Genomic DNA, 11,000 nt, shown 5'->3' with positions numbered 1-11,000 from the left:
ACCCGGGGCCATTAATACCCACCGAGGGCGGTCAAACGTTGCTGGCTAAACTGCGTCAAGGCCGGATCCTCTAATTCAAAAAGTGTTAGATAAGTTTGGTACAGAGATCTGGATTTCGCCAGTTGTGCGCTGTTTTCACTGTTAATCGCCCAAAACAGTAGCCAGCGACCGTTCTCGGGATTTACCTGATAGAGCGCTTCGAATAGCTTTGCGGCCAATTGGGGGCGGTCGGTGCGTTCATAGATTAGACCGAGCAGTGCGTTGGCGTCCGAGCCCGTGAGGGTCGTTAACAACGGCTCGGCAGCCCGATAGAAACCACTATTGATGTAGATGCGTGCCAACCAGATGCGCGGTACTGGATCACTCGGGGCGGCGCCGAGCCACTGTTTTAAAATGGCTTCGGCCTGTTCGATAGCCCCCTCGGCCACGGCCTGCTGGACCTGCTGTTGCCACAGGTTCTTGCTGCGCACAATAACCTTATCAGTCGGCGGCTCGACCGATATCGAGTCGATCAGCTCTGCGCGCAAGCCAGGGTCGATCAAACCCTCCCCACTCGCGGCGCGGGCAGTGCCCGAGCGTGCGGATGGCGCGGCGCTGGACACAGGACTTTTAGCCCGGGTCTGAACCGTGCTTGGTATGACCTGGGTTAGGCTCGATTGGGCTGCGGGAGGAAGTGTGGGGGTGGCATTCTGCACCGCAGCGGAGGTTGCGCGGTCGGACCTGAGCGTTTTTTTGCGCGCGCTCGCGCTGGCCACCCTAGGCGGGGCATCCCCCGAGGTCGGGGTTAGGGTGCTGTGCGCTACCCCAGGCAAGGCTGCAGCTGTCACGATGGTCTGGTTCAGTGCATCTTGACGCGATTCAGTGGCGGCGCCTGCCGGTACCTCGTCAGTTGCCGGATTGTTGCTGGAGCTCTGTTCGGATTCGATCTCGAGCCGCGACTCGGGCGTCAATGCATCCGAGGTTAAGGCCTCAGGTATCAAGGTTTCTGGCTCAGAAGTAAGCACCTCTGATTTGGTGACCGGCCACGCGACCACCGCGATGGCTGCCCAGATCAGTAGTCCGCCAATAATAACCAGCGGTGAGATCGTAGCTGGAGAGGATTCCTGGGGCGTCGAGAGCGGGTTGTACTCATTCTTTGGACCTTGGCTTGAGGCTCGTTCGGCTTGGCGCAGCGCCTTATGAATAAGGCTCACACCAATCTCCAATAGACGGCGGCAGCAAATAACAGCGTGGCCACTAGGGTTAACCAAGACGCGAGCTTAAGGCTTGGTGCTCGCTCCGCAGTGTCTTGACCGTATTGGCCGTCGGCCACTGCGCGCTGTATATGGACCGGTAAAACCTCTTGGCTTTGGTCGGCAAAGGCCGCCATTAGGGATTTATGGGCGATTACGTTGATCATTCGGGGTGTGCCGTGGGCCGTGCGGAATAACAGATCAACGGCTTTGCTGCTAAACAAAGCAGGCCCGTTGTAACCGCATTGGCCTAGACGAAAGGCAATATATTGGCCGGTTTCCAAGGCGCTCAGCGGTTGCAGATAATGGGCGAAGGTAATGCGTTGGCGCAGCTGGCGGAAGCGATCTTCATTTAATAGGGTGTCCAATTCGGTCTGACCAAAAAGGATCACCTGGACCAGTTTTTTCTCTTCCGTTTCCAGATTGGTAATCAGTCGCAAGGCTTCCAGAGTTGCGGCTGGCAACGATTGCGCCTCATCGATAACAATCACAACACTTTTGTTCAATTCGGCCAAGGCGAGGATTTTTTCAGTGATATGGCTCAAGAGGGCATCGTGATCATTCTGCTGCTCGGCCAGCAAGCCCAATTCTTGACCCACGGCACGATACAGTCCCACCGATGAGAGCATCGGGTTGGGTATATAGACCGAATGGTATGCTTCGGCCTGATCGGCATCGAGGAAGCGCAATAGTTTTCGACACAGGATGGTTTTACCGGTGCCGACTTCACCAACCACCTTGAGGAAACCCTCACCGCTTTCTAAGACGTGAATCAAGAGCGCAAAGCAGCGCTCGTGGCCGGGCAGATTAACAAACAGACCGGTGTCCGGGGTCAGCGAAAAGGGTTTTTTAGTTAAGCCGAAAAAAGTTTCATACATGATTATTCAAATCGTTCCAAAACAGTGTCCACGTCGTTCAGACTGGTGTATTGATCGTACACCGTGGGTTTCAACAGTATCACCAATTCGCTCTTTTGTTGGCTATTGCGATCTTGGTTAAACAACCAGCGTAGCCCTGGGATCTTACTAAACCAGGGCAGTCCAGTCGAACCCAAATCCTGCTTCTGTTGCAATAGTCCGCCAATCACAACAATCTGACCATTGGTCGCACGGATGATGCTATCGGATTCGCGAATGTTTGAATAGGCCAAGGGTAGGGAGTAGGTCTCGCTGCCAAGGTTGATCACCTTGGTGCGGCCAACAACCTCGGTCACGGTCGGTCGCACATGCAGGGTGACCGAGTTGTCATCGGAGATTTGTGGCGTGACATCGAGCGCGATGCCGGAAAAGAACTGTTGCAGTTCAACCGCCGGGGTGACCTGACCTTCGGTGCCGGAGGCAACATTGGTGACGGTGGCAAAAAACTCATCGGTACCCACCTTAATCACCGCTTTCTGGTTGTTGACCGTCGCAACCCGCGGACTGGACAGCACCTGAACATCGCCCTGATGATCGAGTAATTGCAGCATGGCACTAAAGTTATCGAGTGTCAGGCTGAGATTGAATATACCGCCGGCGTTGCCGATGCCGGTAAGATTGTCGCCGGACAAGCCGGTACCGACCGAGTCATTCGCCCCGCCAACCCTATCGTTAAAGAGCGACCAATTGATGCCGGAGCGATACTGTTGGTCGAGCGTGACCTCAACTATTTTGGCTTCAATTATGACCTGTTTTTGCAGTATTAATGCGGCATCGGCGAGAAAGCGGGCAATGGCCGCATGCTCGGTGCTGGAAGCACTGACCACCAGCAGACCCGTCTGCGGATTGATCACCACAGCATCGCTGTTGCCCTCATTGGAATTGATAAAGCCCAGTAGCGAGCGTTTGATGCCGTCCCAAAAATTCCCTTCCGTGCCCACCAAATTGGTGGCAAAGGCTGTGGTGACCGTGTTGCTGTCGTCGCCACCGACGGTGGTTTTGGAATTACCGGTCCGTTCTATATTTAGATAATTGAGCCGATAGATGCGCGTTGATACCTGATTGGGAGCAATTCGATAGCCATAGCTAGTGCGGCTAAACTCGTAGCCATAGATATCGCGTAGGACGGCAATGACTTGGGTTAGGGTGACGTTGCGCAGCGACAGTGTGATGCTGCCGAGCACTAATGGATCGATCACTATATTGAGCCCTTGGCTGCGACCCAATTCGGCGAAAAACAGTGCGGCCGGTCGATTGGTGGCCTCAATGTCGATGCGCTGCTCACTTTCGGGCGGTGTCGTTAAGGTCAGCAAATCTTGGGTCAGGGCGCGGGGTGACAGCACCGGGTCGAGCGTCCCAGCGTTGTTGGTGACGGTGTCTGGACGATCGCCTGCCAGCTCGGCGCGCACATCGAGCGGTGGCATATCGACCTGAGCCGATTGATGGGCACAACCGCTCAGACCGATTGCGATCAGGGTCAGCCATGGCCAGATACTAGGTTTGATCAAGGTGTTAATCCTCTTGTGCCGATGAAATAACCAGTTCACCGGTCGATTGTAGAGTTAATCGGGTGGTTTGACTTCCCCGTTTGAGTCGCACGCTGGTTGCATCGATGGCGATTAGGGTATAGCCATCGATCCGATCGCCAACCGCCTGTTCTCTATTGCCAGAAAAAATCGCGCGTTGCCAAGCGCCGATAATTACAATGCCAGTTAACTGCGGCACCCGCGGGCTTGGCGCCCTCACCTTGTCGGGCACGCTACTGTTTTGTGCCGATTGCGGGTCGGGACGCATGGGATTGGCCCAGCTAATCAACGGAATGACCAAGAGCAGAAGCCGTAAAGAGGGTGCGAGTCTAAACATTCAACCAGTCCTTGTCTTGACTTAAAGTATGGACAATCAGTTCGATGCGCATCAGGGGAAATGATTCGGTCTGAATCGTTAAGGCATCCCAGAACAGCTGGGTCGGTAAGGCTTCGATTTTAGCTAAATAGGCGATTAGGGCATCAAAACCGCCTTCCAACTCGAGCTTGAGCGCATGTTGGTAAAACAGCTGGGCGCCATCGACATCGGATTCGATCACCGTGACCGGTTGAACCTGAAAACTGACCAATGCCAGTTGCCCCTGCTTGTCGAGCAACTCCTTTAGCAAGGCGACCATTCGATCGGGCGACATCAACGATTCATCGATGCGTGCGATCCGATCCTGCAAGCTATCCAGCTGCATTTGCAAATCGTCATTGCTATTTTTCAGCGCAATGATTTTGGGATTGTTGCGCGCCGTTTCGAGTCCGCTCAGAGTGGCTTGATAGCGCGCCACATCGGTCTGAATCCGGCCAATGCGCTCGAGTATGAGCGTATGTTTGTCGAAGCCAGTGAGCCGCAATCCGGCCCACGTCAGCAGCAGCACGGCGGCACCGATTAGCAGCACGATCATGACCCGCTCGCGCATTGAGCGGCGATCGATTAATAAGCGCAGCGCGTAGGATTGTCGATTCAGCATTAGGGTCGCTCCACGCTAACGCGTTCACGATGATTGGACAGGGTGAAACGCCATAAATTGGATCGGCCGGGGGACTTGGCCAGCGCTAATTGATCGATGCCGATGCCGCCGAAACTCGACCGCCCAAGCCGATCGAGGTACTGCGGTATAAGTTCAGGGTTGCGCACAAAACCGTCCAGACTGAAAAACCGTTGGCCGTCTTTAAGCGCAATGGCGTTCAACCAGAGACCGTCGATATCCTGCTCCGCCAAATGAATCAACGGAGTGTGGAAGCCCTCGATGGCATTCTCAACCTGATTGGTCAGCCCACTATAGGTTTCTCGAGCCGTCTGCAGTTGGCCAGCGAGCTGCAGGTTGATGCTCGACAATTGGCTTGCGTTAGTGAGAGCCGGGTAGCGCTGACGAAATTGATTGAGCCGCTCTAAGCTGCTCACCGCCTCGGCCTGCCATTGTTGTTGTTCGCTTAGTAACCCCTGGCGCGCCAGTAGCGATAGCCCAACCCACGCGCCCGCCAGCAGCAGCGAAATCAGCACCGCGCCGACAAAGACTGGCAATTGCATCTTGCCGTAACCGGGCAATAGGTCGTCGCGCAGTAGGTTGATCTGGCGGGTCATTGCGCCGCTGCTCGGAACAGGGTGCCGGCCAAACCAAAATAGTCCGCCGGGTCCTGGTCGCTCTGGGCCATGCGAATGTCCATCAGATCGTTCGGGTCGAGCCGTTCGAAGCGCACCCCCAACTTATCGGCTAACCGGTCGGCCAGTATATGGTGCTGGGGATCGCATAAAAATTGAATCTCGGCAATCGCACCCAGGCCGAGTTGGGACTCGTAATAATCGAGGGAGCGGCGAATTTCCAGCACCAGGGCTTCAAATTGGATGATCGCTTGGGTGTCCTCGGCCACCGTCACTTCCAATTCGCCCTCCAGTACAGTGCTTTCGCTGAGCAGACTCGAAAGGCCAATATCGAAGGTACGCGTCAGCACCATTTCCTGATGGTAATTGAGCACCAAGCGACTGTTATGGGTTTTTAGATGAAAAACCCCGGATTCATTGAAATTTTGTTTCACCAACGCTAAATTGCGCAATTGGGTGGTTTCTATATCGATAATATCCACCCGGATACCCAGACGAATCAGTCCCATCAGCCAGAGCCGCAGCGGATTCTTGCGCGCGGCAATAATCAGCGCCATGCGCATGCGGCCGCGGTAGGCCTCTTTGGGCAGATGAATGGTATCCAGGGTAGCATCATCGAGATCATAGCTGAGCAGATCGCCGGCCTTGAGCTCGATAGCTGCAGCCATTTCGGCCTCCGGCACGTCCGGCACGTCCGATAATAATATTTGATAAAGTCCATCGGCTAGCAAGATATTGAGCCTTCCGGCGACCTGCGATTTAACCCATCGGGTCTGGGCATCGATCTGCTCAAACGGCTTGGCGCTGGCTGTACTGGCCTTGATCGCTAGATAAGGCAGGCCGCTCTTGGTCTTGCCCGTTTCGAACAAAGTCAGACCATTGGGCAACATATAGAGCCAGTTTTGGGTGTTATATAGGTATACGGTACTTGCAGACATCTAGGACCCAGCTCTTTTTTTATTAGTTCACAACCTATAATCAGTCTAGCAAGGGTTTTTGTTTACTGCCCAATTAGCAGCATATTTAGGTGGATTTTGCATTCGGCATGGTTTCGGTTGCTGGCACCCAAGCACGCTGATGACGGCCGTCTCGGTCAGGGTGAAAATGGCCAGGCTTAGGTGCTGACTTGTGTTCCGGGGTAATTCCACTATCATGCCGAGCTGGCCGATCAATGGAGATTTCTGTGTGTTTAATATAGTACTGTTCGAACCGGAAATACCGCCGAACACCGGAAACATCATCCGTCTGTGCGCCAATACCGGCTGTCAATTGCACCTGATTGAGCCGCTCGGTTTTTCGATGGATGAGAAAGCTTTACGCCGCGCGGGCTTGGATTATCATGAATTTGCCTCGATTCGATTGTGGCCGGATTACCCGACCTTCTTAGCCGAGGCCAAACCGGAACGGCTCTTTGCCTTGTCGACCAAGGGCACCGCCGGCTACACCGAGGTCCGCTTCGAGCCGGGCGATTATCTGCTGTTTGGGCCAGAAACGCGGGGTCTGCCGGCGGATGTTCGAGCGGCACTGCCAACGGATCGGGTCTTGCGCTTGCCGATGCTGGCGGCCAGCCGCAGTCTGAATCTATCCAACACGGTGGCCGTCATCGTCTATGAAGCCTGGCGTCAACAAGGCTTTGCCAGCGCCCTCTAAACCCAGTTAAACGACCCGTTTGAGCCTTAAACGGTCCGCTTCAGCGGCACAGCTCGGGCAATTCTGGCCCGATCTGGCCCAGTGCGCCGAGGATAAGCGGGCGTTTGGCCAATGCACTGGCATTGAGCATGCGCAGTCCACTGTTACGCAGCAGAACCGGCAGCGCCGATTGGCTATCGAACAGGCGTTTCAGACCTTCCATTGCGCCGCCTACGGCCAAGTTGTGGCCTTGGCGTTGGCGTTGAAAACGGCGCAAAACAAAAGACTGGCCCAAGTCCATGCCCTGTTGGCGCGCGCGTTGCCAAGTTTCGGCCAAGGTCGCGGCATCCAAAAACCCCAGGTTTGCACCCAAGCCCGCCAGTGGATGAATGCTGTGGGCGCTGTCGCCTAAGATGACCACGCGCTGGTTAAAATAGGTTTTAGCCTGTTGCGCCGAGAGTGGAAAAGATGTCCGTTCGCTTACCTGTTCGACGCGTCCTAAACGCTGCTCGAAGGCCTGCGCCAAGGCTCGAGCAAAATCCTCGCTCGACAAGGCCAGCAGCTCGGCTACCTGCTCACTCTTCACCGACCACACGATCGAGCTATGGTGCTCTGGGCTAGCGGCATTGCGCAGCGGCAAGAAGGCCAGTGGGCCGGTCGGCAGAAAGACCTGTTGCGCGCAGCGCTGATGGGCCAATTCATGTCGTACCGTGGTGACGATGGCGGTGTGATGATAGGGCCACTGCCAGCTAGCGATATCGGCCTCTTGGCGCAATGGCGAGTGTTTGCCTTCGCTTGCCACCAGGCTTTGGGCAACCAGCACGCGGCCAATTTCAGTCTCCACCTTAACCCCTGCGTCATCCTGATGCCACGTACTGATCCTATCCGGCAGGCACAAGTCGATACTGTCCAGTTCGTCGATACGCCGCCAAAGGGCCTCAATAAGAGCCGGGTTTTCGATGATATGACCGAGCTGCGGTTGTTGAATTGCGTGGGCATCAAAGTCAATCTGGCCCTGACCCAAGCCATCCCAAACATGCATCGCATCATAGGCCGATAGGCGTTCTGCCGGCAGGTGCTGCCAAACCCCGAGATTGGATAGCATGCGCTGGCTGGCCAAGTTGATGGCACTGACCCGCGGGCTGAAGTGCTCGGCATCGGCATCGAACGGAACTCTGGGCTGTTGTTCGATAAGGGCGACCGTGAGCCCGGCCTGAGCACAGGCCGCGGCCAAGGACAGACCGACCAGGCCGGCACCGGAAATTATTATATCGTGTGTGAAATGGTCGGCCATGATGGTATCTCCTTCGATGAATTAGGTGGTCGCGAGTGCCGGCACATCAGCCAATAGCCCCATCCCCGCCAAGGCAACGCCCTGGCGCAAGGTGGCATGACGATCTAGGCTATTAAGGGCCAGCCCCCGCCCCCAACGCAACAATGGAGCCGATGACTGAAACAGTTGGATCAGTTCACGCGATACGTTCGCAGTTTGGGCCTGGTCGCGGGCGATGGTCTCGGCCACCGCGTTGAATTGGCGGAACGAGGGTAGGCCATGGTCTTGGTCATACTGACGATTGATCAGGTTGGCGGTGCGCGCTAAGCCGCGCATGGCGAGGTTGAAACCTTGACCGGCGACCGGATGTAAGGTTGCGGCGGCGTTGCCCAAGGCTAAAAAACCATGGCTGCAGGCGGTCGTCATTTGGCGTTCGATTAGAGGGTATTCCGACCAATCCGTCAGGCCGGTAATACGACCTAGGCGTTGGCCAATACGCTGCTCTAGCCAAGGAATGGCGGTTGCAGGCGTGTTGGGCAGGGTGCCGATGAGTTTCTCGGGTACAGTCCAAACCAGCGTGCTCGCTTGGCCAAAGGGCAACAGGGCTATCGGGCCCAATTCGGTAAAGCGCTCAAAGGCTCGGCCCCGATGTGGCTTCGCGGTGGTTAGGGTCGCGACCCGGGCCACGGCCTGAAAGGGTGTTTCGCGTAAACTAAAGCCTAACGACTCGTGCAGTTTGGAGCGGCCGCCATCGCATAGAATAACTTGATCTGCCGCCAAGACGGTGCCATCGGTCAGCGTCACCACTTGCCCACTCTGGCTAGGCGCTAGGTTGGCCACCTGACTATTAAAGCGCCAATGGACGGGCAGAGATTGGATTTTTTGCCAGAGCAGAGCACCTAGGTCGGCATTGGCCACCACCGCGCCAAAGCGTTCAAAACCCAGCGCGTGGGCGTTTAGGTCCAACAAGCCGGCATGGCCGCGATCGCTGACTTCAATCTCTGTGATATCGCTCAGGGCCTGCTCGAGCTGGGCCATGTTCAACGCAGCAAACAACTGCAAGGCTTGGGCCGATAAGGCTGTGGCGCGACCGTCAAAGCTTGGCGACGGAGCCAAGCCAAGTTGCGGCTGTACCGCAGGGTCGATCAGGGTGATGCCCAAGCCTTGTGCCATGGCCGGCGCAAGCGCTGCAATCAGCGTCATGCCCACCATGCCTCCACCCACTACCACCAGTTCGAACCTTGCCATAATTCAACTCATTGCCTGTAACCGTTCTCCTATACTAACAGTCTATGAGTAATGGATCAGAATAGTTCACCCAATGGAAAAAGATACTTTTTTTAATAATTTTTAAATCGAAGCCATTCAGAAACTGATTATTCTTGCTGCGAGGCCCGCACCCCTAGCTCGGAACGACCTTTACCACTAATACAATTACAACCAACAAAGCCGTATTTGCTTGGTTAGACGGCCGTGATAAACAACTCAATATTTACAGCGTAGCGGAGAAAGGTATGCACTTTATGTCCCAAATACGATTAGCCTCACTGGTTCTTTTCCTGTCCTTGTTTGGCCAGGCCAGCGTCGCCTTTGAGCGCGATGCCCTGGTGGTGTGGATCAATAATGACAAGGGCTACAACGGCTTGCGCGAAGTCGCGCAGCGCTTCACCGCCGACACCGGCGTGCGCGTGATCGTCAACACCCAGGACGATTGGGACGGCGGTGAAGATCCGGCCAACCGCTTCGCCAAGGTGGCGGCGACCACCGAAGGCCCCGACATCATTTTTTGGGCCCACGATCGTTTTGGGTCCTGGATCAACGAAGGCTACCTGGAACCGGTGTACCCCAGCCAGGAGCTCTACGGCAAGCTGCACGATTTCGCCTGGAACGCGGTGACGGTAGGCGATGAAATATATGGTTACCCCATTGCCATGGAGGCGATTTCATTTATCTACAATAAGGATCTGGTGGCCAAACCGCCCAAGACTTGGGAAGAGGTGATCGCCCTAGATAAGATACTGCGCAAAGACGGCAAGCGCGCCCTGCACTTTAAGTATGGCGATACCTACTTCGCGTGGCCGTTGATTACCTCCGCGGGTGGTTACTCCTTTAAAAAGGTCAATCGGGTCTATCAACTGGTCGATGTCGGTGTTGACAGTCGAGGTGCTTTGAAGGGGCTGAACATGATGCGGCGGCTGCACGATGCCGGTGTGATCGAAACCAGCGACGGCCAAGATTGGGGCGCAATGATGACCGCCTTTAAAGAGGGCAAGGTGGCCATGACCATTAACGGGCCATGGGTCTGGAACGAGCTGCGGGATTCGGGCGTCAATTACGGCCTGGCCAAATTCCCGCAGGTGGACAAAAATTCCGGCTCCGGTCGACCTTTCGTTGGCTTTATGGCGGCGGCGGTGAACAGCTTTTCGCCCAACGATGCCCTCGCAAAGAAATTCCTCGAAGAATATGTCGTTGTCTACGAAGGGGTCAAGGCAATGGATGCTGATCGCCCCTTGGGCGCGGTGGCCAATAAGCGTTTGATGACCGAGCTTGAGTCGAACGCCAATATTGCTCATACCTTTGCGCTCGCTGCGACCGGCGAAACCATGCCCGATATACCCGAAATGAAGCGTTTCTGGAGCTCCATGCAAGCCAACTTGCAACCCATGGTTACCGGTGAGGTAAAGGTTGAGGAGACGATGGCCGATGTCGCCAAACGTCTGCGCAAGTTGGACACCATGAAAATGTGGACCCGCAAACACTATCTAACGGCCGCAGCCACTGGGCCAAACTAGATTTTTCGTGCGCATAGCACAA

11 protein-coding genes are annotated in these 11,000 nt (G+C 55.5%); 2 read left to right on the top strand and 9 right to left on the bottom strand.

The window, feature by feature from the left end; all coding sequences use genetic code 11:
- Nucleotides 1-11: 11 nt before the first annotated feature.
- Genes REIFOR_RS14110 through REIFOR_RS14080 form a run of 7 tightly spaced genes read right to left on the bottom strand, consistent with a single transcriptional unit; the run spans nt 12 to nt 6,222 of the window.
- Nucleotides 12-1,193: a tetratricopeptide repeat protein gene (locus REIFOR_RS14110; protein WP_158524395.1), complete on the bottom strand. Its 1,182-nt coding sequence runs from the start codon at nt 1,191-1,193 to the stop codon at nt 12-14.
- On the bottom strand, nt 1,190-2,110 hold the full coding sequence (locus REIFOR_RS14105) for an ExeA family protein (protein WP_100258176.1): 921 nt from the start codon (nt 2,108-2,110) through the stop codon (nt 1,190-1,192). Before REIFOR_RS14105 ends, REIFOR_RS14110 begins: the two co-directional genes overlap by 4 nt.
- Before the next feature lie 2 nt (nt 2,111-2,112).
- Nucleotides 2,113-3,657: a pilus (MSHA type) biogenesis protein MshL gene (mshL, locus tag REIFOR_RS14100; protein WP_100258175.1), complete on the bottom strand. Its 1,545-nt coding sequence runs from the start codon at nt 3,655-3,657 to the stop codon at nt 2,113-2,115.
- 4 nt (nt 3,658-3,661) lie between these two features.
- On the bottom strand, nt 3,662-4,012 hold the full coding sequence (locus tag REIFOR_RS14095; protein ID WP_100258174.1) for a hypothetical protein: 351 nt from the start codon (nt 4,010-4,012) through the stop codon (nt 3,662-3,664).
- Complete coding sequence (locus REIFOR_RS14090; protein WP_100258173.1) at nt 4,005-4,652, bottom strand: hypothetical protein; 648 nt, start codon at nt 4,650-4,652, stop codon at nt 4,005-4,007. The genes REIFOR_RS14095 and REIFOR_RS14090 overlap by 8 nt, the downstream gene beginning before the upstream one ends.
- Nucleotides 4,652-5,266, bottom strand: coding sequence for a hypothetical protein (locus REIFOR_RS14085; protein ID WP_100258172.1), 615 nt, complete (start codon nt 5,264-5,266; stop codon nt 4,652-4,654). Before REIFOR_RS14085 ends, REIFOR_RS14090 begins: the two co-directional genes overlap by 1 nt.
- Complete coding sequence (locus REIFOR_RS14080; RefSeq protein WP_100258171.1) at nt 5,263-6,222, bottom strand: type IV pilus biogenesis protein PilM; 960 nt, start codon at nt 6,220-6,222, stop codon at nt 5,263-5,265. Before REIFOR_RS14080 ends, REIFOR_RS14085 begins: the two co-directional genes overlap by 4 nt.
- A gap of 247 nt (nt 6,223-6,469) precedes the next feature.
- Between REIFOR_RS14080 and trmL the strand changes: the two genes are divergently transcribed.
- Nucleotides 6,470-6,934: a tRNA (uridine(34)/cytosine(34)/5-carboxymethylaminomethyluridine(34)-2'-O)-methyltransferase TrmL gene (gene trmL / locus REIFOR_RS14075; protein WP_100258798.1), complete on the top strand. Its 465-nt coding sequence runs from the start codon at nt 6,470-6,472 to the stop codon at nt 6,932-6,934.
- A 40-nt stretch (nt 6,935-6,974) separates the two neighbouring features.
- Here the strand turns inward: trmL and REIFOR_RS14070 are convergent, their stop codons facing one another.
- Both REIFOR_RS14070 and REIFOR_RS14065 read right to left on the bottom strand, forming a co-directional pair.
- Nucleotides 6,975-8,207, bottom strand: a complete 1,233-nt coding sequence (locus REIFOR_RS14070) for a UbiH/UbiF/VisC/COQ6 family ubiquinone biosynthesis hydroxylase (protein WP_100258170.1) — start codon at nt 8,205-8,207, stop codon at nt 6,975-6,977.
- A 21-nt stretch (nt 8,208-8,228) separates the two neighbouring features.
- On the bottom strand, nt 8,229-9,434 hold the full coding sequence (locus REIFOR_RS14065; RefSeq protein WP_100258169.1) for an FAD-dependent monooxygenase: 1,206 nt from the start codon (nt 9,432-9,434) through the stop codon (nt 8,229-8,231).
- Nucleotides 9,435-9,709: 275 nt separating this feature from the next.
- On the opposite strand from REIFOR_RS14065, the gene malE reads away from it, so the two are divergent.
- On the top strand, nt 9,710-10,978 hold the full coding sequence (gene malE / locus REIFOR_RS14060; RefSeq protein WP_227003696.1) for a maltose/maltodextrin ABC transporter substrate-binding protein MalE: 1,269 nt from the start codon (nt 9,710-9,712) through the stop codon (nt 10,976-10,978).
- Nucleotides 10,979-11,000: the final 22 nt, after the last annotated feature.

The organism is Reinekea forsetii, from assembly GCF_002795845.1.
Lineage (GTDB): Bacteria > Pseudomonadota > Gammaproteobacteria > Pseudomonadales > Natronospirillaceae > Reinekea > Reinekea forsetii.
This window is presented reverse-complemented; position numbering and strand designations above follow the sequence as displayed.

Excerpts from the sequence above, each read along its gene's own strand:
- REIFOR_RS14105 (WP_100258176.1), bottom strand. The coding sequence starts at position 2,110 with ATGTATGAAACTTTTTTCGGCTTAACTAAAAAACCCTTTTCGCTGACC.
- REIFOR_RS14095 (WP_100258174.1), bottom strand. The coding sequence starts at position 4,012 with ATGTTTAGACTCGCACCCTCTTTACGGCTTCTGCTCTTGGTCATTCCG.
- REIFOR_RS14090 (WP_100258173.1), bottom strand. The coding sequence starts at position 4,652 with ATGCTGAATCGACAATCCTACGCGCTGCGCTTATTAATCGATCGCCGC.
- REIFOR_RS14085 (WP_100258172.1), bottom strand. The coding sequence starts at position 5,266 with ATGACCCGCCAGATCAACCTACTGCGCGACGACCTATTGCCCGGTTAC.
- REIFOR_RS14080 (WP_100258171.1), bottom strand. The coding sequence starts at position 6,222 with ATGTCTGCAAGTACCGTATACCTATATAACACCCAAAACTGGCTCTAT.
- REIFOR_RS14070 (WP_100258170.1), bottom strand. The coding sequence starts at position 8,207 with ATGGCCGACCATTTCACACACGATATAATAATTTCCGGTGCCGGCCTG.
- REIFOR_RS14065 (WP_100258169.1), bottom strand. The coding sequence starts at position 9,434 with ATGGCAAGGTTCGAACTGGTGGTAGTGGGTGGAGGCATGGTGGGCATG.
- malE (WP_227003696.1), top strand. The coding sequence starts at position 9,710 with ATGTCCCAAATACGATTAGCCTCACTGGTTCTTTTCCTGTCCTTGTTT.